This is a genomic window from Citrobacter farmeri, assembly GCF_019048065.1.
Classification (GTDB): Bacteria; Pseudomonadota; Gammaproteobacteria; order Enterobacterales; family Enterobacteriaceae; genus Citrobacter_A; species Citrobacter_A farmeri.
Window position 1 is genome coordinate 1,197,513 of the sequence record NZ_CP077291.1, and the last position, 24,671, is coordinate 1,222,183.

Genomic DNA, 24,671 nt, shown 5'->3' on the forward strand with positions numbered 1-24,671 from the left:
TCAAGCAACAATGGTTTTACCAATTGGCCGCGAATCGGCCAATCCTAATCAAATAATTTGCCGGGGAGGCATCACAATGATTACAGGTATCCAGATTACTAAAGCCGCTAATGACGATCTGCTGAATTCCTTCTGGCTGCTGGACAGCGAAAAAGGCGAAGCACGCTGCATCGTGGCGAAAGCAGGTTTTGCCGAAGACGACGTGGTAGCGGTCAGCAAACTGGGTGAAATTGAGTACCGCGAAATTCCGATGGAAGTGAAACCGGAAGTTCGTGTGGAAGGGGGTCAGCACCTGAACGTTAACGTTCTGCGTCGCGAAACGCTGGAAGATGCGGTGAAGCATCCGGAAAAATATCCGCAGCTGACGATCCGTGTTTCGGGCTATGCAGTACGCTTTAACTCACTGACGCCGGAACAGCAGCGTGACGTTATCGCTCGTACCTTTACTGAAAGCCTGTAAGGCTTAACGTTTAAATAAAAACGCCGGGATCCCCCGGCGTTTTTTTTATTCTTCGTTTGATTCCTGTGGCGTTGCTGCCGAACTCGGCTTGCGACGTTTACCAATGTTTTTGGTATCGCGATGGCGTTTCTTCACGCGCGGTTTATCTTTCTCTTTTTTCTTCTCCTCACGTTTCGCGAGCGCTTTCTTCGACGGTTTACCCGTCATCTTTTCGCTCGGTGCACGTGAAGTTGGACGCAACTCATCAATCACCCGTGATTTCAGGGGTTCTTCAATGTAGCGGCCAATTTTTAGCAGCAGCAGGTGATCGTGCGCTTCAACCAGCGAGATTGCCGTCCCCTTTCGACCGGCGCGGCCCGTACGGCCAATGCGGTGCAGATAGGTGTCTCCGCTGCGCGGCATGTCGAAGTTAATCACGTGGCTGACGTCTGGAATATCGATCCCACGCGCCGCGACGTCGGTGGCAACCAGCACGTTAACGCGACCGTCAGTAAGACGATTAATGCCTTCATTACGTTTGATCTGCGCCATCTCACCTTCGAGATAGCAGTTATTGATCCCCGCCAGACGAAGCTTCTCAGCCAGTTCGTGCACACGCTCGCGCTTGCGGACAAACACGATGGTACGGGTGGCGTCGTCTTGTTTCAGCAGGTGCTTCAGCAGTTCGAATTTGTGTTCGAAGTTATCCGCACGGTAATACCACTGGTGAATCTTTTTACGCTCGCGGGTTGATGGCGTCGCGGAGACTTCAACCGGCTCTTCCAGCAGACGCTCGGCAAAATCTTTAATTGCATCACCTTCCAGCGTGGCGGAGAACAGCATAGTCTGTTTGCGCCAGCGCGTTTCCCCGGCGATGTGCTCGATGTCCTGGGCAAAGCCCATATCCAGCATCCGGTCAGCTTCGTCGAGGATCAGCGTTTCCACGGCGCGGCAGTCAAAATTCTCTTCTTTAATATACTGCATCAGACGGCCGGTGGTGGCGACCACGATATCCTGATTTTCGCTGAACACTTCGGCGTGGTTCATGTACGCTACGCCGCCGGTAATTGTCGCGATATCCAGGTGGGTGTTTTTGGCCAGCTCACGGGCATGGTCGGCGACCTGCATTGCCAGTTCACGTGTCGGCGTCAGGATCAAAATACGCGGCGGACCGGATTTTTTACGCGGAAAGTCGAGCAGGTGCTGCAACGCTGGCAGCAGATATGCCGCCGTTTTACCGGTGCCTGTCGGCGCAGAACCGAGTACGTCACGGCCTTCGAGCGCAGGCGGAATGGCGGCAGCCTGAATGGCGGTCGGGCGAGTGAAACCTTTTTCCTGGAGGGCATCCAGTAGGCTTTCATCGAGTTCAAGTTCGGAAAAAGTCGTTACAGTCATGTTCTACCTCTGTGTGGGGCGCTGATTATAGACGTTACGGCTGCAATCTTCATCTGTTTGTATGGATATCGCTTCTCAGGTATTGTTTTCACCAGGTGCTGTTGCCGTTTTTCCTGCAAGGTTTTTAATTCATGCCTCAGTCTACATCCGTCCTTCGTCGTAATGGATTTACTTTTAAACAGTTTTTTGTCGCGCACGATCGTTGTGCGATGAAAGTCGGAACAGATGGAATTCTGTTAGGGGCATGGGCACCGGTGGCGGGTGTAAAGCGGATCCTCGATATCGGTACCGGCAGCGGCTTGCTGGCGCTGATGCTGGCGCAGCGTACCGATGAAAGCGTCACCGTTGATGCCGTTGAGCTGGATAGCGACACCGCCGCGCAGGCGCTGGAAAACGTCACCCAGTCGCCGTGGGCGGATCGGGTGACCGTGCAAGCGGAAGATGTTCAGCTTTGGGCCGCACGCCAGACCGTCAAATATGACCTTATCATCAGTAACCCGCCTTATTACGAGCCGGGCGTTGAGTGTGCCACGCCGCAGCGGGAACAGGCGCGCTATACCACGATGCTGGATCATTCCGCTTTGTTAGCGACGGCGACGGGGCTGATCACGGAAGAGGGGTTCTTGTGCGTCGTACTGCCGGAAAATATCGGCAATACCTTCACGCAGCAGGCATTAAATATGGGCTGGCACCTACGCTTACGGACCGACGTCGCTGAAACCCAGGCGCGATTACCGCATCGGGTGCTGTTGGCATTCTCCCCAAAGAAGGGGGAATGCTTTAGCGACAGGCTGGTGATTCGCGGGCCGGATCAGCGTTACTCCGAAGGTTATACGGCGCTGACCCAGGCATTTTATCTGTTCATGTGAGCAGTTAACGGCGAGAGCACTGACGGGCCCGATTCCTCCAGCAGCGCCGGATAATCGAGCGTGTAGTGCAGACCGCGGCTCTCTTTGCGCATCATCGCACAGCGAACAATCAGCTCGGCGACCTGCACCAGGTTACGTAACTCCAGCAAATTATTCGAGACGCGGAAATGGGCGTAATACTCGTCGATCTCCTGCTGTAACATGGTGATACGGCGCAGGGCGCGCTCCAGACGTTTGGTGGTGCGCACGATCCCCACGTAGTCCCACATAAACAGCCGCAGCTCATGCCAGTTATGCTGGATCACGACCAGTTCGTCGGGATTATCAACGCGACTTTCATCCCAGGCGGGCAGGGCGTTGACGCCACGAGCATAAGGCATTCGTCTGTCGATATCTTCCGCAGCGGACCAGCCGTATACCAGACACTCCAGCAGCGAGTTTGAGGCCATCCGGTTCGCGCCGTGCAGGCCGGTATAGCTCACTTCCCCAATCGCGTACAGGCCATCCACATCGGTACGACCGTAGTCGTCAACCATTACGCCGCCGCAGGTATAGTGTGCCGCAGGCACAATGGGTACCGGTTCTTTGGTCAGGTCAATACCCAGTCCCAGCAGCTTTTCATAAATCATCGGAAAATGCTGACGTACAAAGGCTTCTGGTTTATGGCTGATATCGAGGAACATACAGTCCGCGCCAAGACGTTTCATTTCATGGTCAATCGCACGGGCGACGATATCGCGCGGCGCCAGTTCCCCGCGTGCGTCAAAATCCGGCATAAATCGTGTGCCGTCCGGGCGTTTGAGATGGGCACCTTCGCCGCGCAGCGCTTCGGTGAGCAGGAAATTACGTGCCTGAGGGTGGTACAGCGCGGTAGGGTGGAACTGATTAAATTCGAGGTTTGCGACCCGGCAACCTGCACGCCAGGCCATTGCAATACCGTCGCCGGAGGAAATGTCCGGATTCGTTGTGTATTGATACACTTTCGATGCACCGCCAGTCGCTAACACGACAGACTTCGCGTGGCAGGTTTCCACCGCCTCTTTATTCCGGTTCCAGACCCATGCTCCGACGACGCGCCGCGTGCCGGGCAGGCCAATTTTATCGGAGATGATTAAATCGACGGCATTACTGCGTTCCAGTACCCGAATGTTCGGATGGTTTTGCGCTTTGCTGACCAGCGTGGTTTCCACCTCTTTGCCGGTGGCGTCGGCGGCATGCAAAATGCGACGATGACTATGACCGCCTTCACGCGTTAAGTGGTAACTCTCTTCACCGTTAGGCTGGACCTGAGTATCAAACAGCACGCCCTGGTCAATCAGCCACTGTACGCAGGGACGGGCGTTGCTGGCGACAAACTCCACCGCATGGCGATCGCAAATACCGGCTCCCGCAATCAGCGTATCTTCCACATGTGAATCAATGCTGTCGGTTTCATCGAAAACGGCGGCGATCCCGCCCTGAGCATAGAAGGTGGAGCCTTCACTGACGGGGCCTTTACTCAGCACAATAACCTGGTGCTTTTCAGCCAGACGCAGCGCCAGCGAGAGTCCGGCAGCGCCGCTGCCGATAATTAACACGTCACAAGAAAGTTCAGGCGTAATTTTCATGATTTTTGTTTAATGTACTAAACAGTGTTTGGCCAGCATAGCACCAGAATCCGAGAATCAGCACGTTTTATTTTCAGTTGTGTTGTAATGACTAAACAAACAGGCGAGATTGAAATGGATAGCTGTCAGGTAGCCCATTTTGCGTGGCGGGCCGTAAGCTCCAGATTAGATGGTGAAATAAAGTGGCCATTGGGTTACTCTGCTCGCGGTTTATGGGCATTTTTAAAGATTGTGCGTTGTTCGGACTCTGTAGACTTATAATGAGAGATAATGACCGTCTACAACATGACAAACAAAAAACAGATGCGTAACGGAACTTTACAAAAACGAGACACTCTAACCTGTTGCTTGCTCATAGTGCAGCTAATGGAGTGGCGTTTCGAGAACGCGTGGAAATTTGGTTTGGGGAGACTTTACCTCGGATGAGCGAGCAGTTAACGGACCAGGTCCTGGTTGAACGGGTCCAGAAGGGAGATCAGAAAGCCTTTAACTTACTGGTAGTACGCTACCAGCATAAAGTGGCGAGTCTGGTTTCCCGCTATGTACCGTCGGGCGATGTTCCCGATGTGGTGCAAGAATCATTTATTAAAGCCTATCGTGCGCTGGATTCTTTCCGGGGAGATAGTGCTTTTTATACCTGGCTGTATCGCATTGCGGTGAATACAGCGAAGAATTACCTGGTGGCTCAGGGGCGTCGTCCGCCATCAAGCGATGTGGATGCGATTGAAGCAGAAAACTTCGAAAGTGGCGGTGCGCTGAAAGAAATTTCGAACCCTGAGAACTTAATGTTGTCAGAAGAACTGAGACAGATAGTTTTCCGAACTATTGAGTCCCTCCCGGAAGATTTACGCATGGCAATAACCTTGCGGGAGCTGGATGGCCTGAGCTATGAAGAGATAGCCGCTATCATGGATTGTCCGGTGGGTACGGTGCGTTCACGTATCTTCCGAGCGCGGGAAGCTATTGATAATAAAGTTCAACCGCTTATCAGGCGTTGACGATAGCGGGATACTGGAAAAGGTATTAGGCATGCAGAAAGAAAAACTTTCCGCTTTAATGGATGGCGAGACGCTGGATAGTGAGTTACTTAATGAGTTGGCTCACGACCCGGATATGCAAAAAACCTGGGAAAGCTATCACCTGATCCGTGATTCAATGCGGGGTGATACTCCTGAGATGCTTCATTTCGATATTTCCGCTCGCGTAATGGCCGCTATTGAAGATGAGCCGGTACGCCAGACGGTGCCATTCATTCCAGAGGCCCAGCCTGCGCCGCAGCAATGGCAGAAAATGCCGTTCTGGAAAAAAATGCGCCCGTGGGCCGCGCAACTTACCCAAATGGGTGTTGCCGCGTGCGTATCGCTTGCAGTTATCGTTGGTGTCCAGCACTATAATGGACAATCTGAAACGTCCCAGCAGCCTGAAACGCCGGTCTTCAATACTTTACCGATGATGGGTAAAGCCAGCCCGGTAAGTCTGGGAGTACCTTCTGATGCAACCGCAAACGGTGGACAACAGCAGCAGGTACAGGAGCAGCGTCGTCGGATCAACGCTATGTTGCAGGATTACGAACTGCAACGCCGACTGCACTCCGAACAGCTTCAGTTTGAGCAGGCACAGACACAGCAAGCCGCTGTTCAGGTGCCAGGAATTCAAACTCTAGGAACGCAATCGCAGTAATGAAGCAACTTTGGTTTGCCATGTCACTTGTGACGGGTAGCCTGTTCTTCTCTGTCAACGCCTCGGCCAACACTGCGTCCGGGGCGTTGTTGCAGCAGATGAACGTGGCCAGCCAGTCACTCAATTACGAGCTGTCATTCGTCAGCATTACGAAACAAGGCGTTGAGTCTCTGCGCTATCGCCATGCACGGCTGGAAAATCGTCCGCTTGCGCAACTGCTGCAAATGGATGGTCCGCGTCGTGAAGTGGTCCAGCGCGGGAATGAAATCAGCTATTTCGAGCCTGGACTCGAACCGTTCACTCTGAACGGTGACTATATCGTTGACTCCCTGCCATCGCTTATCTATACCGATTTCAAACGTCTCGCCCCCTACTATGATTTCATTGCGGTGGGCCGTACCCGCATTGCCGATCACCTGTGCGAAGTGATTCGCGTGGTGGCGCGCGATGGTACGCGTTACAGCTATATCGTCTGGATGGACACTGAAACGAAGCTGCCGATGCGGGTTGATCTTCTCGATCGCGACGGTGAAACGTTAGAGCAATTCCGGGTGATCGCCTTTACCGTGAATCAGGATGTCGGTAGCAGCATGCAGACGCTGGCAAAAGCCAATCTGCCACCGTTGCTCTCCGTTCCTGTGGGTGAAAAAGCGAAATTCAGTTGGAGTCCAACCTGGCTTCCGAAAGGGTTTAGCGAAGTGTCCAGCGGTCGCAGACCGTTGCCAACGATGGACAATATGCCGATTGAATCGCGTCTCTACTCCGACGGTCTGTTTAGCTTTTCGGTTAACGTAAACCGGGCGACTCAGGCCAGCACCGATCAGATGCTGCGTACCGGACGCAGAACGGTCAGCACCAGCGTACGCGATAACGCGGAAATCACCATCGTGGGTGAATTGCCGCCGCAGACTGCGAAGCGTATTGCCGACACCATTAAGTTTGGAGCCCCGCAATGATTAAAGAGTGGGCTACTGTGGTTTCTTGGCAAAATGGCGAGGCGCTGGTGAGTTGCGATGTGAAAGCATCCTGCAGCGGCTGTGCTTCACGCGCCGGCTGCGGCACCCGTGTGCTGAACAAACTGGGGCCACAGACCACGCATACCATTGTTGTGGCGAGCGATGTGCCGCTAGAGCCTGGCCAGAAAGTGGAACTGGGGATTGCCGAAGGCAGCCTGCTGGGGTCCGCCATGCTGGTTTATCTGTCGCCGTTGGTGGGATTATTTCTCATCGCATCGCTTTTTCAGGTGTTGTTTGGCTCAGATCTTGCGGCGTTAAGCGGCGCGATACTCGGTGGCGTCGGCGGATTCCTGATTGCCCGCGGTTATTCCCGCAAACTTGCCGCACGTGAAGCCTGGCAGCCGGTTGTACTAAATGTTGCTCTCTCGCCCGATATGATTCGCGTTGAAACCCCCTCTGGCGAAACGACCCCATGATATTCTTGCCGGATGGCGGCTTCGCCTTATCCGGCCTACAAACGATCGGCAAACCCTGTAGGCCCGATAAGCTTGCGCCATCGGGCATCATGCTTCTCTTACGATGTTTTACATCAGAAAATCGATGCCGTTTCCAGTTCCCACTATCCTGACTCTATGAACATTTCCTCGCCTTCGCGTTGTAGTGTAGAATGCGGCGTTTCAGTTAAACAGACGTTAAGCTCAGAACAGCGACTTCTCAGAGCCTGTCCAACCAGGCGTAAGGCACAATAATTACACTATATGAAGAACATACGTAACTTTTCGATCATTGCTCACATCGACCACGGTAAATCGACGCTGTCTGACCGTATTATCCAGATCTGCGGTGGCCTGTCTGACCGTGAAATGGAAGCGCAGGTTCTCGATTCGATGGATCTCGAGCGTGAGCGCGGTATTACTATCAAAGCGCAGAGCGTAACGCTCGATTTCAAATCCGCTGATGGTGAAACTTACCAGCTTAACTTCATCGACACCCCAGGCCACGTTGACTTCTCGTATGAGGTTTCCCGCTCGCTTGCCGCTTGTGAGGGCGCGCTGCTGGTGGTGGATGCCGGACAGGGCGTAGAAGCGCAAACCCTGGCAAACTGCTACACAGCGATGGAGATGGATCTCGAAGTGGTGCCGGTCCTCAACAAAATTGACCTGCCAGCCGCCGATCCTGAGCGTGTCGCCGAAGAGATTGAAGATATCGTCGGTATTGATGCGACCGATGCCGTGCGCTGCTCGGCGAAAACCGGCGTGGGCGTGACCGACGTTCTGGAACGTCTGGTGCGTGATATTCCGCCGCCGGAGGGCGATCCGGATGGCCCGTTGCAGGCGCTGATCATCGACTCCTGGTTCGATAACTATCTCGGCGTTGTCTCGCTGGTGCGTATTAAAAACGGCACGCTGCGCAAAGGCGAAAAAATTAAAGTGATGAGTACCGGTCAGACCTATAACGCTGACCGTCTGGGGATCTTCACGCCAAAACAGGTTGATCGTACCGAGCTGAAATGCGGCGAGGTAGGTTGGCTGGTGTGCGCCATTAAAGACATCCTCGGCGCACCGGTTGGCGATACCCTGACTCAGGCACGTAACCCGGCAGAAAAAGCGCTGCCAGGCTTTAAAAAGGTGAAACCGCAGGTTTATGCGGGCCTGTTCCCGGTCAGCTCTGATGATTACGAGAACTTCCGTGACGCGCTTGGCAAGCTGAGCCTTAACGACGCCTCTCTGTTCTATGAGCCGGAAAGCTCGACGGCGCTGGGCTTTGGCTTCCGCTGTGGTTTCCTCGGTCTGCTGCACATGGAGATCATTCAGGAGCGTCTGGAACGTGAATACGATCTGGACCTGATCACCACCGCGCCAACCGTAGTGTATGAGGTCGAAACCACTGCGAAAGAGACGATCTACGTCGACAGTCCGTCCAAGCTGCCGCCGTTGAACAATATCTACGAACTGCGCGAGCCGATCGCGGAATGTCACATGCTGCTGCCTCAGGCTTACCTCGGTAACGTGATTACCCTGTGTGTTGAGAAACGCGGCGTGCAGACTAACATGGTTTACCACGGTAACCAGGTGGCGCTGACCTATGAAATTCCGATGGCCGAGGTGGTACTCGACTTCTTCGATCGTCTGAAATCCACCTCGCGCGGTTATGCGTCGCTGGATTACAACTTCAAACGCTTCCAGGCTTCCGACATGGTGCGTGTTGATGTCCTGATCAATAACGAACGTGTCGATGCGCTGGCGCTGATCACTCACCGTGATAACTCGCAGAGTCGTGGTCGTGAACTGGTGGAGAAGATGAAAGATCTGATCCCACGTCAGCAGTTCGATATCGCGATTCAGGCTGCTATTGGTACGCACATTATTGCGCGTTCTACCGTGAAACAGTTGCGTAAAAACGTTCTGGCAAAATGCTATGGCGGTGATATCAGCCGTAAGAAAAAGCTGTTGCAGAAACAGAAAGAAGGTAAGAAGCGTATGAAGCAGATCGGTAACGTCGAACTGCCTCAGGAAGCGTTCCTCGCCATTCTGCATGTCGGCAAAGACAGCAAATAATCCTTAAGGAGTTGGCATGGCGAATATGTTTGCCCTGATTCTGGTGATTGCCACATTGGTCACGGGCATGTTGTGGTGCGTGGATAAATTTATCTTCGCGCCAAAACGTCGGGAGCGTCAGGCGGCAGCACAGGCTGCTGCCGGAGATTCACTGGATAAAGCAACGTTGAAGAAAGTCTCGCCAAAACCTGGCTGGCTGGAAACCGGTGCCTCGGTTTTTCCCGTGCTGGCCATTGTGCTGGTCGTGCGTTCGTTTATCTATGAACCTTTCCAAATCCCATCGGGTTCGATGATGCCGACGCTGTTGATCGGTGACTTTATTCTGGTGGAGAAATTCGCCTACGGTATTAAAGATCCGATTTACCAGAAAACCCTGATCGAAACGGGTCATCCCAAACGTGGTGATATCGTGGTCTTTAAATACCCGGAAGATCCGCGTCTGGACTACATCAAGCGGGCTGTCGGTTTGCCTGGCGATAAAGTGACCTATGATCCGGTAGCGAAAGAAGTCACTATTCAACCTGGTTGTCGTTCGGGCCAGGCGTGTGAAAATGCGTTACCGGTTACCTATAGCGACGTTCAGCCGAGTGATTTTGTGCAGACGTTTGCACGCCGTAACGGCGGGGAAGCCACCAGTGGTTTCTTCGAGATCCCCCTGAGTGAAACGAAAGAGAACGGTATTCGTCTGTCTGAGCGTAAAGAGACGTTGGGTGAGGTGACACACCGCATCTTGACCGTGCCAATTGCTCAGGATCAGGTAGGGATGTATTACCAGCAGTCCGGGCAGCCGCTGGCGACCTGGATTGTGCCGCCGGGACAATACTTCATGATGGGCGACAACCGCGATAACAGCGCAGACAGTCGTTATTGGGGCTTTGTCCCGGAAGCGAATCTGGTCGGTAAAGCCACTGCCATCTGGATGAGTTTTGACAAACAAGAAGGCGAATGGCCGACTGGCGTTCGTTTAAGCCGTATTGGCGGTATCCACTAATTGCCGCGAATCGTTCACGTTGTCGTCATTATGACGGCAACGTGAATTATTTCTTCGATAAATCCGTCCAGGCTAACGACATCCCCGGTCGTTGTGTATAGAATATTCCCCCGAAGTTTCAGGTTGGCGCCTCCAGGTCGCCACGGCACACGAAACAGCGTTGGTCCCCCTATATGAGCGTACATAAGCTGCTTAACGCGGCTGACAGAATGCTACATATATCAGGTCTGTTTCGTGTGCTGAATTGTTGACGCATTTATTTATTGGTATCGCATGAACCCCATCGTAATTAATCGGCTTCAACGGAAGCTGGGCTACACTTTTACTCATCAGGAGTTGTTGCAGCAGGCATTAACCCACCGCAGTGCCAGCAGCAAACATAACGAGCGTTTAGAGTTTCTTGGCGACTCAATTTTAAGTTTTGTGATTGCGAATGCGCTTTATCACCGCTTCCCACGTGTGGATGAGGGGGATATGAGTCGTATGCGCGCGACGCTGGTGCGTGGTAATACGCTGGCTGAATTAGCCCGTGAGTTCGATCTGGGGGAATGTTTGCGCTTAGGCCCGGGCGAACTGAAAAGCGGCGGATTCCGTCGCGAATCGATTCTGGCCGATACCGTCGAAGCGCTGATTGGCGGGGTTTTCCTCGACAGCGACATTCAGACCGTCGAAAAGCTGATCCTCAACTGGTATCAGACGCGTCTGGACGAAATCAGTCCGGGCGATAAGCAAAAAGATCCGAAAACGCGTTTACAGGAATATTTGCAGGGTCGCCATCTGCCGCTGCCGTCTTATCTGGTGGTGCAGGTGCGTGGTGAAGCGCACGATCAGGAATTTACTATCCACTGCCAGGTTAGCGGCCTGAGTGATCCGGTGGTTGGCACAGGTTCAAGCCGTCGCAAGGCGGAACAGGCTGCCGCCGAACAGGCGTTGAAAAAACTGGAGCTGGAATGAGCGACGAAAAAACTTACTGCGGATTTATTGCCATCGTCGGTCGTCCGAACGTTGGCAAATCCACGCTGTTGAACAACCTGCTCGGGCAGAAGATTTCGATCACCTCCCGTAAAGCGCAGACCACGCGTCACCGTATTGTCGGGATCCATACCGAAGGGGCTTATCAGGCGATTTACGTCGATACCCCGGGTCTGCACATGGAAGAAAAACGCGCGATTAACCGTCTGATGAACAAAGCGGCGAGCAGTTCCATTGGTGATGTTGAACTGGTTATCTTTGTGGTGGAAGGCACTCGCTGGACGCCGGATGACGAGATGGTGCTCAACAAACTGCGTGACGGAAAAGCACCGGTGATTCTGGCCGTCAACAAAGTGGATAACGTGCAGGATAAAGCCGATCTGCTGCCGCACCTGCAGTTCCTGGCAAGCCAGATGAATTTCCTCGACATCGTGCCGATCTCTGCGGAAACCGGGATGAATGTCGATACCGTTGCGGGCATCGTGCGTAAGCATCTGCCGGAAGCAGAGCATCACTTCCCGGAAGATTACATCACCGATCGTTCACAGCGTTTTATGGCGTCTGAAATCATCCGTGAAAAGCTGATGCGTTTCCTGGGCGCTGAACTGCCTTACTCGGTGACCGTGGAAATCGAACGTTTCGTGACTAACGAACGCGGCGGTTACGATATCAACGGGCTGATCCTCGTCGAGCGCGAAGGGCAGAAGAAGATGGTCATTGGCAACAAAGGGGCCAAAATCAAAACCATCGGTATTGAAGCGCGTAAAGACATGCAGGAAATGTTTGAAGCCCCGGTTCACCTTGAACTGTGGGTGAAAGTGAAATCCGGCTGGGCCGATGACGAGCGCGCGCTGCGCAGTCTCGGTTACGGCGACGATCTCTAAACCTGCGCTCTGAACAGGCGACGAGTATGATGGAGGGCTGGCAGCGCGCATTTGTCCTGCATAGTCGTCCCTGGAGCGAAACCAGCCTGATGCTGGACGTCTTCACGGAAGAGTCGGGTCGTGTGCGCCTTGTTGCTAAAGGCGCTCGTTCTAAACGTTCTAATCTGAAAGGTGCTCTCCAGCCTTTTACCCCTCTGTTAGTCCGCTTTGGTGGACGTGGCGAAGTCAAAACGCTGCGTAGCGCGGAAGCCGTTTCTCTGGCACTCCCTCTGAGTGGCATCACGCTGTACAGCGGTCTGTACATCAACGAACTGCTCGCCCGCGTGCTGGAGCACGAAACCCGCTTTTCTGAACTCTTCTTTGATTACCTGCACTGCATTCAGGCACTGGCAGGGGCAACGGGAACGCCGGAGCCCGTGCTGCGTCGTTTTGAACTGGCGTTACTCAGCCACCTCGGTTATGGGGTTGATTTTCTGCACTGTGCGGGCAGCGGTGAGCCGGTGGATGACACCATGACCTACCGTTACCGTGAAGAGAAAGGCTTCATCGCCAGCGTCGTGATCGACAACAATACCTTTACCGGACGCCATCTGCGAGCGCTGGCCGAACGCGAATTTCCGGATATTGATACGCTTCGCGCGGCGAAACGCTTTACCCGCATAGCGCTGAAGCCGTATCTTGGTGGTAAGCCCTTAAAGAGCCGCGAATTATTCCGGCAGTTCATGCCGAAGAGAACATAAAATCACGAGGATTGTCATGGCTGAATTACTGTTAGGCGTCAACATTGACCACATTGCCACGTTACGTAATGCACGCGGCACCGCGTATCCGGACCCTGTCCAGGCTGCATTCATTGCTGAGCAGGCAGGTGCTGATGGCATCACCGTCCATTTACGCGAAGATCGCCGTCACATTACCGACCGCGATGTCCGCATTCTGCGTCAGACGCTGGACACGCGTATGAATCTGGAAATGGCGGTGACGGAAGAGATGCTGGCGATAGCCGTTGAGACCAAACCGCATTTCTGCTGCCTGGTGCCGGAAAAGCGCCAGGAAGTGACCACTGAAGGCGGTCTGGACGTGGCCGGGCAGCGCGACAAAATGCGCGATGCCTGCAAACGTCTGGCTGACGCCGGGATCCTCGTTTCGCTATTCATTGACGCTGATGACGTGCAAATCAAAGCGGCTGCTGACGTTGGTGCGCCATACATTGAAATTCATACCGGCTGCTATGCGGATGCGAAAACCGATGCCGAACAGGCGCAAGAACTGGCGCGCATCGCGAAAGCCGCAACCTTCGCAGCAAGCCTGGGGCTGAAGGTCAATGCGGGGCACGGTTTGACCTATCACAACGTCAAAGCTATCGCTGCTCTGCCGGAAATGCATGAGCTGAATATCGGTCATGCGATTATCGGTCGCGCGGTGATGAGCGGGTTGCGTGAGGCCGTAGCGGAAATGAAGCGTCTGATGCTGGAAGCGCGCGGCTAATGGCTATTCTTGGATTAGGTACCGATATCGTGGAGATCGCTCGCATAGAAGCGGTGATCTCCCGTTCCGGTGATCGGCTTGCCAGACGGGTGCTCAGCGACAACGAGTGGGCTATCTGGGAAACGCACCAGCAGCCGGTGCGTTTTCTGGCGAAACGCTTTGCTGTTAAAGAGGCTGCCGCGAAAGCTTTTGGTACCGGTATTCGCAATGGGCTGGCGTTTAATCAGTTTGAAGTGTTTAACGATCCGCTCGGCAAACCGCGCCTGCGGTTATGGGGAGAGGCGTTAGCGCTGGCGGAGAGACTGGGCGTTGCGCATATGCACGTGACGCTGGCCGATGAACGTCACTATGCCTGCGCCACGGTTATTATCGAAAGTTAGATTTTATCGGCGTGGTGCATCTGGACGAACTTGTCCCAGAGTTGTTCTTCCGTTTCGACATGTTCCGGATCTTTAAGGATCGTATTGGGGATTGGACACACCTTCTGGCAGGTAGGGGTGTCATAATGACCGACACACTCGGTGCATTTGTCGCTGTTAATCTCATAGATGCTGTCACCCATTGAAATGGCCTCATTCGGGCACTCGGGTTCGCACATATCGCAATTGATGCATTTTTTAGTGATTAACAGGGCCATCAGGAAACTCTCAAAACAACACAAACCGGGCGGGCATTATACGCGCATTCTTTGCTCAGACCAGTTTTTTTACCAGCGCCTCGCTGTGGCGAATACGGCCAGGAGCGTGCTCAAGATCCTGTTGTACCAGCGCCATAAAAAGCAGGTCGGTGATCATCATTTGCGCATGGGTTGATGAGATCGCCGCACTGCGGGTGGCCTGCTCTTCTGCGATGGTATACAGACAGTGGCTGGCGCGCTGCTGTAGCGTATTGGGTGTGAACCCGGTGATCGCCAGGATCTGTCCACCGACGCGCAAGGTTTCCTCTGCTGCCAGATTCAGTTCCCGACGTTCGCCGCTGTAAGAGATTGCCAGCAACAGATCGTCCGGCGTCAGCGCCTGAACCGTGGCGAGTAGCGCATGCATATCGCGCTCAACAATGGCATTCAGGCCGATCTTCATTAGTTTCCAGGCAAAATTCTGCGCCACCAGGCCAGATGCGCCAATCCCGGTTAACACTATCCGGCGGGCGTTGCGCAGCATCGTCACGCTTTCGCTTAACTTCTCTTCGTCGTTGACATCCAGCGTGGCATGCATCGCCGCCACATTCTCTTTGATCAGTTTTTCGCCGACCAGACGCAGGGGATCGTCGCCGCGGATCTGGTTATGCACCGGCACTGAATGTGGGTTCGGGTTGCTGGCCAGCGCTTCGCTGATCGCCAGTTTCAACGCAGGGAATCCTTTATAGCCAAGCTTTTGCGCGAATTTCACCACGCTCGACTGGCTGACGCCTGCTTCGGCTGCCAGTTGCTGTGAACTGAGGTGCCGGGCGGTATCGGGTTGGATCAGAAGGTAGTCCGCGAGTTTTTTATCGCTCTGCGCAAACCCCGGGTAGCGCTGGCGGATGCGAATCAAACAGTTCATGGCCTCTCCTGACGAAAACGTGATGACAGCGACAAAATGAAATTTCACTCGCCTGTATGAATATTATATTCCATTATTGGTCGATAATATGAATTAAAAATTCCTGAGGAGCAAACATGAATCTCGGCGCTTTAGTGTCAGAAACCCGTAATCCGCAAACAATGGACCTCGATGCGCTAACGACGCTGGAGCTGGTTCACCGTTTTAATCAACAGGATACGCTGGTAGCGGAAGCAGTAAAAGCAACATTGCCGGATGTTGCGAGCGCCGTCGACGCAGCGGCTGAAGCGTTAAAATCCGGTGGCCGGATTATCTACATGGGCGCGGGGACCAGCGGCCGACTCGGCGTACTGGATGCGTCTGAATGCCCACCAACGTTTGGCGTTCCCCACGGGCTGGTGGTGGGGCTGATCGCCGGCGGTCCGGGAGCATTACTAAAAGCCGTTGAAGGGGCAGAGGACAATGCGCAGCTCGGTGAAGACGATCTCATTGCTTTGAATCTTACGCCGCAGGATCTGGTGGTTGGGCTGGCGGCCTCAGGGCGCACGCCGTATGTCATCGGTGGGCTGAAATACGCCCGCAAAATGGGCTGTATCACGGTCGCTATCTCCTGTAATCCTGACTCGCCTATTGCGCAGGAAGCGGATATCGCGATTTCACCCGTAGTAGGACCGGAAGCGCTGACGGGCTCAACGCGCATGAAATCTGGCACCGCGCAAAAGCTGGTGCTCAATATGATCTCCACCGGGGCGATGGTGAAGTTTGGCAAGGTTTACCAGAACCTGATGGTGGATATGAAAGCCACCAATATCAAACTGATGGACCGCGCGTGTCGGATGGTGGTTGAAGCCACGGGCATTGCGCGTGCAGAGGCGGAATTGTTGCTGAAGCAGACCGATTTTGACGTGAAACCGGCTATTCTCATGGCACTGAGCGGCCTTAGCGCCGAGGCGGCGCGAGAGAAACTGGCCACTCATCAGGGATTTTTACGGGCCGCGTTAGCTGACTCATCGAGGTAATTATGGATAAGACGGCGACCCTTGCCAGCGGCATTCTGCTGGGGATAGGTGGGGAACAAAATATTCTGCGTCTGGAAAATTGCATGACGCGCGTTCGGGTGGAAGTGAAAGACGATGCGGTGCTGGACATCCCGCGGCTGAAACAGTTACCAGGCGTCAGTGGCTACGTGAAGCAGGGGGCACAGCATCAGCTCATCGTCGGACCAGGCAAAGCGGCAAAGGTCGTTGATGCCATGCGTTCGCAGCTGGCGCAGGGGGGAGATCACCCGGCAGACGATGACATTGAGCGCACGAAATCGCAGGTGAAAGCGAAGTACAAAGCGCCGATGAGCGATGCGCTACGCAAGCTGGCGAACGTTTTTATTCCCTTGATTCCGGCGTTTATCGCCTCCGGTTTAATCACCGGCATCATTAACATTCTCAAACGCCCGGATATCGTCGGCGATTTCGCCACCCATTACCCCAATATGCTGGGGCTGATGGGGATCTTCGGCAGTGCGGTCTTTGCCATCATGAACATTCTGGTGGGGGTGAATACGGCAAAAGTCTTCGGTGGTTCGCTGGCGATGGGGGGCGTGATGGCGGGGATCCTGTCGAGTCCTCAACTGGCGCAAATTACCCTCTTTGGCGAAGCATTGCAGCCAGGCCGCGGCGGCGTCATCGCCGTGCTGCTGGTGGTGGCGCTGATGTGCTGGATCGAGCGTAAGTTCCGTGACATTTTGCCGGGTTCGCTGGAGCTGATCCTCAATCCCCTGCTGACGACAATCATCACGGGTACCATTGCGATTGTGGCGCTGCAACCGCTGGGGGGCTGGATTTCGGAATCAATCGCTCACGGTGCATCCTGGGCTATCGATCGCGGCGGCTTTCTGGTGGGGGCGGTTCTGGCGGGAACATTTCTGCCGCTGGTGTTGACGGGTCTGCATCAGGGACTGGTGCCGATTCACGTTGAGCTGGTGCAGGCTCACGGTTACAACGCGCTCTTTCCCATTCTGGCGATGGCGGGCGTCGGGCAGGTAGGGGCGGCGATTGCCGTACTGATGAAAACCCGTAACGCGCGGCTGAAAAAAGTGATTAAGGGGGCGTTGCCGGTAGGATTACTTGGGATTGGCGAACCGCTTATTTTTGGCGTCACGCTGCCGCTGGGCAAGCCGTTTATCGGTGCCTGCCTGGGCGGCGCGGTAGGTGGGGCGCTGATCAGCTACTGGAAGGTCGCCACTGTGATCACCTTCGGCATTTCCGGATTGCCGCTGGCGTTAACGATTGTTGCCGGAAAAGTGATGTTCTATCTGTTAGGCTATTTAGTAGCAGTGATAGCCGGGTTCCTGTTTACCTGGCTGTTAGGATTCAACGATCCCGAGGAGTAAGGTTTGACCAATCACGCACGTCGTGTCGTTTTTTTCGATTTGGATGGTACGTTACATCAGCAGGATATGTTCGGCAGTTTCCTGCGCTATCTGTTGCGTCGCCAGCCGCTGAATGCGCTGCTCGTGCTGCCGTTATTGCCTGTGATTGTTGGCGCATTACTGATTAAAGGCCGCGCCGCGCGCTGGCCGATGAGCCTGCTGCTGTGGGGATGTACCTTCGGTCACAGTGAGGCTCGTCTGCAGGACAGACATGCCGATTTTGTCCGCTGGTTTCGACAGAACGTCACGGCGTTTCCTCAGGTGCAGGAGCGCCTGACCACCTATCTGCTTAGTGCTGATGCTGATATCTGGCTTATCACCGGATCGCCGCAGTCGCTGGTGGAACAGGTCTACGTTGATACGCCGTGGCTGCCGCGCGTGAATCTGATCGCCAGTCAGATGAAGCGGGGGTACGGCGGTTGGGTGCTGACCCTGCGCTGTCTGGGACACGAAAAAGTGGCTCAGCTTGAACGTAAGATCGGCACGCCGCTGCGTCTTTACAGTGGCTACAGCGACAGCAATCAGGACAACCCGCTGCTCTATTTTTGTCAGCACCGCTGGCGCGTCACGCCTCGTGGAGAACTCCAGCAACTGGAATAGTTGAAAGCATAGTATAATGCGCCCGCTATGATTACCGGAGTCCCCCTTTGTCAGATATCGAATTTAGCCACGAATACTGGATGCGTCATGCGTTAACGCTGGCGAAGCGCGCCTGGAATGAACGTGAAGTCCCGGTTGGCGCCGTGCTGGTGCACAACAATCGTGTGATCGGCGAGGGGTGGAATCGCCCAATTGGCCATCACGATCCCACCGCGCACGCGGAAATTATGGCGTTACGCCAGGGTGGCCTCGTCCTGCAAAACTATCGCCTGATTGACGCGACGCTGTATGTGACCCTTGAGCCATGCGTCATGTGTGCGGGTGCGATGGTGCACAGCCGTATCCGTCACGTGGTGTTCGGCGCACGAGATGCAAAAACCGGCGCTGCCGGTTCGCTGATGGATGTTCTGCATCATCCGGGAATGAATCATCGCGTTGAGGTAACCGAGGGGATCCTGCGGGAGGAGTGTGCGACACTGCTTAGCGATTTCTTCCGCATGCGGCGTCAGGAAATTAAAGCGTTGAAGAATGCCGCAAGTCAGTAGTCATTGCGGCCCTGTCTACTTTTGATCTTCTTTCTTCTGCGGTAAACGCAGCAGCGACGGAGAGTGTGTCAGATAGCTGGACGACGATTGTGACAGAAAGGCGGCGAGCGGTCGTCGCTGTTTGCCAAATTCTGTCGGCGCGACAACCGGATACTCTTCAGCCAGTTTCATCTCTTCGGCCAGTTGCTTTTCTTTCTCCTGCAAATAGCCCTGCAGGCTTATCTGATATTTACGGATGTTCTCAACGTAGGCATAAGCCTCATGTCCGCGCGCATAGCCGTAGGTCAGCTTGCTGTAATACTGCTTTTGACTGAGCAAGGGCAGACGCTGTTTGACGTCCGCCCAACTGTCCGGGTTTCCCTTCGTTTTGGCCGTCAGCGCCCGCGCATCAAGCATATGCGCATAACCCATGTTGTAGGCCGCCAGCGCAAACCAGATGCGCTCGTTCTCCGGCACGGTGTCCGGCACTTTACTCATCATGTCCTGTAAATAGCGTGCCCCACCGCTGAGGCTCTGCTCAGGATCGGTCCGGTCGGTCAGACCCAGACTCTGCGCCGTGTTTTTGGTGAGCATCATCATACCGCGTACGCCGGTCGGTGACGTGGCCTGCGGATCCCAGTGCGATTCCTGCCAGGCGATCGCGGCAAGCAGCTGCCAGTCAATCTCCTGGGCGTGTTTCTCAAACAGCGGTCTCAGATCGGGGAGCAAGGCGTCAACCGCACGCAGAAAGGTGCGGGTATCGACATAGTCAAAATCATCGCCGTGCCCCAGATACTTTTCTTCGAGACGCGCCAGCGAGCCGTCCTCATTCATACCATTGAAAAAATCGAGCAGGGCGGCAGATAGCGTGTTGTCATCATCCAGTGGGCTAAACCAGGTCACCGGCTGCTCGTCGGTGACGTCCAGCGCAACGGCCAGTTCGGGATGGACGCGCTGGTAAAGGCTGATGGCGACAGAGTCGGCGATGGTGTAAGCCAGTTGCCCGGCAATCACCGCATCAAGCAGTTCCGTTGAGCCTTTCTTCTCGTCGATCCGCCAGCTCAGTTCAGGGTATTTTGTCTGTTTCAGGGTTTGCAGATCGTTCGCCACCACATGCCCTGGGGTGATGGTAAGCTGACTTTCCGTCACGCTACCTAATGTACGGGGACGATACTGGCCCACTTTGTAAACCAGTTGCTGGGATACCGAATAATAGGTTGGTCCCGGCTGATAGTTTTTTACCCGTTCGCTGTTGTAGACCAGCCCGGCCGCCAGCAGGTCGGCGTCGCCATTATCGAGGTCGTCAAACAACTGGCTGATGTTCTGGCGTACGGTAATCTTCAGCTTTACGCCCAGATAGCTGGCGAACTGCTGGGCCAGCTCATAATCGAGCCCGTACGGCTTACCGTCGAGTTTTGCCCAGGTGAGCGGTGACTCAATGGTGCTCACGCGCAACTCTCCCCGGGACTGGATCGCGGCGATGCGATTATCGGCTTTACCGAACCAGGGGATTGAGGGCCAGAGGGCCGCCGCCAGCAGCAGCGTCAGTATGCCGATGAACAGATAATTAATCTTTAATTTTTTCAATTAGTTAATTCTCTGAACCGTGCGTTGCCTCAGGACGGGAAAAGGGATAGAAAGACCAGGAGTATTCATCAATGAGCGGCATTTTGCTTAAACTTGCGCCAGTTGGCAACTAATTAGCGCTATCGGTAGCATCGTATGACAACAAGGCGGGGTGATTTTATTTCGACGCAAACGGTTTCGTCGGCGGCTCAGATTCTTTATAATGACGCCCGTTTCCCCACTTGGGCACACCGAAAGCTTAGAAGACGAGAGACTTATGATGGAAATTCTGCGTGGTTCGCCTGCACTGTCCGCATTCCGTATTAACAAACTGCTGGCACGGTTTCAGGCTGCCAACCTCCAGGTAAGCAATATTTACGCCGAGTACGTCCATTTCGCTGACCTGAACGCCCCGTTGAACGAGGATGAGCACGCGCAGCTTGCCCGTCTGCTGAAATATGGCCCCAGCCTGAACAGCCACACCCCGGAAGGGAAACTGCTGCTGGTGACGCCTCGCCCTGGCACCATCTCCCCCTGGTCTTCCAAAGCGACAGATATCGCCCATAACTGCGGTCTGCAACAGATTGATCGCCTGGAGCGCGGCGTCGCTTATTACGTTGAGGCCGCCACGCTGACTGCTGAGCAGTGGCAGCAGGTTGCCGCTGAACTCCACGATCGGATGATGGAGACGGTGTTCGCTTCATTAACCGACGCGGAAAAACTGTTTGCTCATCATCAGCCAGCGCCGGTTGCAAGCGTTGATCTGCTGGGAGAAGGCCGTCAGGCGTTGATTGACGCTAACCTGCGTCTCGGCCTGGCGCTGGCGGACGACGAAATTGATTACCTGCAGGATGCGTTTACCCGACTGGGACGCAACCCGAACGACATCGAGCTCTATATGTTTGCGCAGGCGAACTCTGAGCACTGCCGCCACAAGATTTTCAACGCCGACTGGGTAATTGATGGCAAGCAGCAGCCTAAGTCGCTGTTCAAAATGATCAAAAATACGTTTGAATCCACTCCGGACCACGTGCTTTCCGCTTATAAAGACAATGCGGCGGTGATGGAAGGGTCTGAAGTGGGTCGTTACTTTGCCGACCACGCTACCGGGCGCTACGACTTCCACCAGGAGCCAGCGCATATCCTGATGAAGGTGGAAACCCATAACCACCCGACGGCGATCTCGCCGTGGCCGGGTGCGGCGACCGGTTCCGGTGGCGAAATCCGTGATGAAGGGGCAACCGGGCGCGGCGCGAAGCCAAAAGCGGGTCTGGTCGGTTTCTCCGTCTCTAACCTGCGCATTCCGGGCTTTGAACAGCCGTGGGAAGAAGACTTCGGCAAGCCGGAACGCATTGTGACCGCACTGGATATCATGACCGAAGGCCCGCTGGGCGGCGCGGCGTTTAACAACGAATTTGGTCGTCCGGCGCTGAACGGCTATTTCCGTACTTACGAAGAAAAAGTGAACAGCCACAACGGCGAAGAGCTGCGCGGTTATCATAAACCGATCATGCTGGCGGGCGGGATCGGTAACATCCGAGCCGATCACGTGCAGAAGGGCGAGATCGTCGTTGGGGCGAAGCTGATTGTCCTTGGTGGCCCGGCGATGAACATCGGCCTGGGCGGCGGCGCGGCTTCTTCCATGGCATCTGGTCAGTCTGACGCGGATCTCGATTTTGCCTCCGTACAGCGTGATAACCCGGAGATGGAACGTCGCTGCCAGGAAGTGATCGACCGCTGCTGGCAGTTGGGCGACGCCAACCCGATCCTGTTTATCCACGACGTCGGCGCGGGCGGTTTGTCGAACGCCATGCCTGAACTGGTCAGCGACGGTGGACGCGGCGGTAAATTTGAACTGCGTGACATCCTCAGCGATGAGCCAGGAATGAGCCCGCTGGAGATCTGGTGTAACGAGTCCCAGGAACGTTATGTGCTGGCCGTTGCGGCGGATCAACTGCCGTTATTCGACGAGTTGTGTAAACGCGAGCGCGCGCCGTATGCGGTGATTGGCGAGGCGACCGAAGAACGGCATCTGTCGTTAAACGACCGTCACTTCGACAACCAGCCTATCGATCTACCGCTTGACGTACTGCTCGGCAAAACGCCGAAGATGACTCGCGACGTCCAGACGCTGAAGGCGAAAGGCGATGCGCTGAACCGCGCTGATATCACTATTGCGGATGCCGTTAAACGCGTTCTGCATCTGCCGACGGTGGCGGAAAAAACCTTCCTGGTGACCATTGGCGACCGTACCGTGACCGGGATGGTGTCCCGCGATCAGATGGTCGGTCCGTGGCAGGTGCCGGTGGCAAACTGCGCGGTGACCACCGCCAGCCTTGACAGCTACTACGGTGAAGCAATGTCGATCGGGGAGCGTGCGCCGGTGGCGCTGCTCGACTTCTCTGCTTCTGCCCGTCTGGCGGTCGGAGAAGCGCTGACCAATATCGCGGCAACGCAGATTGGCGATATCAAACGTATTAAGCTTTCCGCTAACTGGATGGCCGCAGCCGGTCACCCGGGTGAAGATGCAGGTCTGTATGAAGCGGTGAAAGCGGTCGGTGAAGAACTCTGTCCGGCGCTGGGGCTGACCATTCCGGTAGGCAAAGACTCCATGTCGATGAAAACCCGCTGGCAGGAAGGTAACGAACAGCGCGAAATGACCTCGCCGCTGTCGTTGGTGATTTCCGCTTTTGCTCGTGTAGAAGATGTACGTCATACCATCACCCCGCAGCTTTCTACCGAAGACAACGCGCTGCTGCTGATCGACCTGGGTCGCGGCCATAACGCGCTGGGTGCTACGGCGCTGGCGCAGGTGTACCGTCAGCTTGGCGACACACCGGCAGACGTGCGTGATGTCGCGCAGTTGAAAGGCTTTTACGACGCGATACAGGCGCTGGTGGCGCAACGTAAACTGCTGGCCTATCACGACCGCTCTGACGGCGGCCTGCTGGTTCTGCTTGCAGAAATGGCCTTTACCGGTCATTGCGGCATTCAGGCGGATATCGCTGCACTGGGCGACGATCGTCTGGCGGCGCTGTTTAACGAAGAACTGGGCGCGGTTATTCAGGTTCGCGCAGCGGATCGCGACGCGGTGGAAGCGCTGCTGGTGCAACATGGTCTGGGCGATTGCGTACATTATCTGGGCCAGGCCGTCGCGGGCGATCGTTTTGTTATCGAAGCCAACGGTCAGGTCGTCTTCAGCGAAAGCCGCACCACACTGCGAATCTGGTGGGCAGAAACCACCTGGCAGATGCAACGTCTGCGCGACAACCCGGAGTGTGCCGATCAGGAGCACGACGCCAAAACCAACGATGCCGATCCGGGCCTCAGCGTGGAGCTGACGTTTGATATTAATGAAGATATCGCCGCGCCTTACATTGCGACCGGTGCGCGTCCGAAAGTAGCGGTACTGCGTGAGCAGGGAGTGAACTCCCACGTAGAAATGGCCGCGGCGTTCCAGCGTGCCGGTTTTGACGCGATTGACGTACACATGAGCGATCTGCTCGGTGGCCGTACCGGTCTGGGTAACTTCCAGGCGCTGGTGGCCTGCGGCGGTTTCTCTTACGGTGACGTGCTGGGCGCGGGTGAGGGCTGGGCGAAATCAATCCTGTTCAATAATCGCGTGCGCGATGAGTTCGAAACCTTCTTCCACCGTCCGCAAACGCTGGCGCTGGGGGTGTGCAACGGCTGTCAGATGATGTCGAACCTGCGCGAACTGATCCCCGGCAGCGACCTGTGGCCGCGCTTTGTGCGTAACCATTCAGATCGCTTTGAAGCTCGCTTCAGTCTGGTCGAAGTGACCCAAAGCCCCTCTGTGCTGTTGCAGGGAATGGTCGGGTCAATGATGCCTATCGCTGTCTCGCACGGGGAAGGGCGTGTTGAAGTTCGCGACGCGGCCCATCTGGCGGCACTGGAAAGCAAAGGGCTGGTCGCGCTGCGCTTCGTCGATAACTTTGGCAACGTCACGGAAACTTACCCGGCTAACCCGAACGGTTCGCCAAATGGGATTACCGCGGTGACCAGCGAAAATGGTCGCGTGACCATCATGATGCCGCACCCGGAGCGTGTGTTCCGTACCGTCAGCAACTCATGGCACCCGGAAAACTGGGGCGAGGACGGTCCGTGGATGCGTATCTTCCGTAACGCGCGTAAACAGTTGGGCTAAGTTCCCTGAAG

General features: G+C 55.1%; 23 protein-coding genes and 1 pseudogene. 19 read left to right on the forward strand and 5 right to left on the reverse strand.

Translation table 11 applies throughout. The annotated features are described in order from the left end of the window. Nucleotides 1–76 precede the first annotated feature (76 nt). Entirely contained in the window at nt 77–460 is a 384-nt protein-coding gene (gene grcA / locus I6L53_RS05575) for an autonomous glycyl radical cofactor GrcA (protein WP_042317514.1), read from the forward strand. Between the two features lie 45 nt (nt 461–505). Here the strand turns inward: grcA and srmB are convergent, their stop codons facing one another. Continuing rightward, nucleotides 506–1,834, reverse strand: coding sequence for an ATP-dependent RNA helicase SrmB (gene srmB, locus I6L53_RS05580; protein ID WP_042317515.1), 1,329 nt, complete (start codon nt 1,832–1,834; stop codon nt 506–508). A 131-nt stretch (nt 1,835–1,965) separates the two neighbouring features. On the opposite strand from srmB, the gene trmN reads away from it, so the two are divergent. Beyond that, nucleotides 1,966–2,703, forward strand: a complete 738-nt coding sequence (gene trmN / locus I6L53_RS05585; RefSeq protein WP_042317517.1) for a tRNA(1)(Val) (adenine(37)-N(6))-methyltransferase TrmN — start codon at nt 1,966–1,968, stop codon at nt 2,701–2,703. On the opposite strand, the gene nadB is transcribed toward trmN, so the two are convergent. After that, nucleotides 2,688–4,310, reverse strand: coding sequence for an L-aspartate oxidase (nadB, locus tag I6L53_RS05590; RefSeq protein WP_042317519.1), 1,623 nt, complete (start codon nt 4,308–4,310; stop codon nt 2,688–2,690). The genes trmN and nadB overlap by 16 nt on opposite strands. A gap of 260 nt (nt 4,311–4,570) precedes the next feature. Between nadB and rseD the strand changes: the two are divergent. The 12 genes and pseudogenes from rseD to acpS all read left to right on the forward strand — a co-directional run bounded on the left by rseD (nt 4,571) and on the right by acpS (nt 14,219). Next, a pseudogene (rseD, locus tag I6L53_RS05595) lies at nt 4,571–4,736 on the forward strand (rpoE leader peptide RseD). Further along, complete coding sequence (gene rpoE, locus I6L53_RS05600; protein WP_000003307.1) at nt 4,733–5,308, forward strand: RNA polymerase sigma factor RpoE; 576 nt, start codon at nt 4,733–4,735, stop codon at nt 5,306–5,308. Before rseD ends, rpoE begins: the two are co-directional and overlap by 4 nt. Nucleotides 5,309–5,339: 31 nt before the next feature. Then, complete coding sequence (rseA, locus tag I6L53_RS05605) at nt 5,340–5,990, forward strand: anti-sigma-E factor RseA (RefSeq protein WP_042317521.1); 651 nt, start codon at nt 5,340–5,342, stop codon at nt 5,988–5,990. Continuing rightward, complete coding sequence (gene rseB / locus I6L53_RS05610) at nt 5,990–6,946, forward strand: sigma-E factor regulatory protein RseB (RefSeq protein WP_042317523.1); 957 nt, start codon at nt 5,990–5,992, stop codon at nt 6,944–6,946. The genes rseA and rseB overlap by 1 nt, the downstream gene beginning before the upstream one ends. Further along, complete coding sequence (gene rseC / locus I6L53_RS05615; RefSeq protein WP_042317525.1) at nt 6,943–7,422, forward strand: SoxR-reducing system protein RseC; 480 nt, start codon at nt 6,943–6,945, stop codon at nt 7,420–7,422. Before rseB ends, rseC begins: the two co-directional genes overlap by 4 nt. 282 nt (nt 7,423–7,704) lie before the next feature. After that, on the forward strand, nt 7,705–9,504 hold the full coding sequence (lepA, locus tag I6L53_RS05620) for a translation elongation factor 4 (protein WP_042317527.1): 1,800 nt from the start codon (nt 7,705–7,707) through the stop codon (nt 9,502–9,504). A gap of 16 nt (nt 9,505–9,520) precedes the next feature. Next, the gene (gene lepB, locus I6L53_RS05625) at nt 9,521–10,495 is read left to right on the forward strand and encodes a signal peptidase I (protein WP_042317530.1); all 975 of its coding nucleotides are present in this window, start codon (nt 9,521–9,523) and stop codon (nt 10,493–10,495) included. A gap of 273 nt (nt 10,496–10,768) precedes the next feature. Beyond that, entirely contained in the window at nt 10,769–11,449 is a 681-nt protein-coding gene (rnc, locus tag I6L53_RS05630; protein WP_042317531.1) for a ribonuclease III, read from the forward strand. Then, nucleotides 11,446–12,351, forward strand: coding sequence for a GTPase Era (gene era, locus I6L53_RS05635; protein ID WP_042317533.1), 906 nt, complete (start codon nt 11,446–11,448; stop codon nt 12,349–12,351). The genes rnc and era overlap by 4 nt, the downstream gene beginning before the upstream one ends. A gap of 29 nt (nt 12,352–12,380) precedes the next feature. Beyond that, on the forward strand, nt 12,381–13,091 hold the full coding sequence (gene recO / locus I6L53_RS05640; RefSeq protein WP_042317692.1) for a DNA repair protein RecO: 711 nt from the start codon (nt 12,381–12,383) through the stop codon (nt 13,089–13,091). A 16-nt stretch (nt 13,092–13,107) separates the two neighbouring features. Then, complete coding sequence (gene pdxJ / locus I6L53_RS05645) at nt 13,108–13,839, forward strand: pyridoxine 5'-phosphate synthase (RefSeq protein WP_042317535.1); 732 nt, start codon at nt 13,108–13,110, stop codon at nt 13,837–13,839. Further along, entirely contained in the window at nt 13,839–14,219 is a 381-nt protein-coding gene (acpS, locus tag I6L53_RS05650; RefSeq protein WP_042317537.1) for a holo-ACP synthase, read from the forward strand. The genes pdxJ and acpS overlap by 1 nt, the downstream gene beginning before the upstream one ends. On the opposite strand, the gene I6L53_RS05655 is transcribed toward acpS, so the two are convergent. Further along, nucleotides 14,216–14,476, reverse strand: a complete 261-nt coding sequence (locus I6L53_RS05655) for a YfhL family 4Fe-4S dicluster ferredoxin (RefSeq protein ID WP_042317539.1) — start codon at nt 14,474–14,476, stop codon at nt 14,216–14,218. The genes acpS and I6L53_RS05655 overlap by 4 nt on opposite strands. A gap of 55 nt (nt 14,477–14,531) precedes the next feature. Next, the gene (locus I6L53_RS05660) at nt 14,532–15,380 is read right to left on the reverse strand and encodes a MurR/RpiR family transcriptional regulator (protein ID WP_042317541.1); all 849 of its coding nucleotides are present in this window, start codon (nt 15,378–15,380) and stop codon (nt 14,532–14,534) included. A 116-nt stretch (nt 15,381–15,496) separates the two neighbouring features. On the opposite strand from I6L53_RS05660, the gene murQ reads away from it, so the two are divergent. The 4 genes from murQ to tadA are packed head-to-tail and all read left to right on the forward strand — an operon-like array spanning nt 15,497 to nt 18,950. Continuing rightward, complete coding sequence (gene murQ, locus I6L53_RS05665; RefSeq protein WP_042317543.1) at nt 15,497–16,399, forward strand: N-acetylmuramic acid 6-phosphate etherase; 903 nt, start codon at nt 15,497–15,499, stop codon at nt 16,397–16,399. A 2-nt stretch (nt 16,400–16,401) separates the two neighbouring features. After that, entirely contained in the window at nt 16,402–17,766 is a 1,365-nt protein-coding gene (locus I6L53_RS05670; RefSeq protein ID WP_042317545.1) for a PTS transporter subunit EIIC, read from the forward strand. A gap of 3 nt (nt 17,767–17,769) precedes the next feature. Further along, on the forward strand, nt 17,770–18,405 hold the full coding sequence (yfhb, locus tag I6L53_RS05675; protein ID WP_042317547.1) for a phosphatidylglycerophosphatase C: 636 nt from the start codon (nt 17,770–17,772) through the stop codon (nt 18,403–18,405). A gap of 47 nt (nt 18,406–18,452) precedes the next feature. Next, nucleotides 18,453–18,950 (forward strand): tRNA adenosine(34) deaminase TadA, encoded by a 498-nt coding sequence (tadA, locus tag I6L53_RS05680; protein ID WP_042317549.1) that lies wholly within the window; start codon nt 18,453–18,455, stop codon nt 18,948–18,950. Between the two features lie 15 nt (nt 18,951–18,965). On the opposite strand, the gene mltF is transcribed toward tadA, so the two are convergent. Next, nucleotides 18,966–20,516, reverse strand: a complete 1,551-nt coding sequence (gene mltF, locus I6L53_RS05685) for a membrane-bound lytic murein transglycosylase MltF (protein ID WP_042317551.1) — start codon at nt 20,514–20,516, stop codon at nt 18,966–18,968. 256 nt (nt 20,517–20,772) lie between these two features. On the opposite strand from mltF, the gene purL reads away from it, so the two are divergent. Then, nucleotides 20,773–24,660, forward strand: a complete 3,888-nt coding sequence (gene purL, locus I6L53_RS05690) for a phosphoribosylformylglycinamidine synthase (protein WP_042317553.1) — start codon at nt 20,773–20,775, stop codon at nt 24,658–24,660. Nucleotides 24,661–24,671 lie beyond the last annotated feature (11 nt).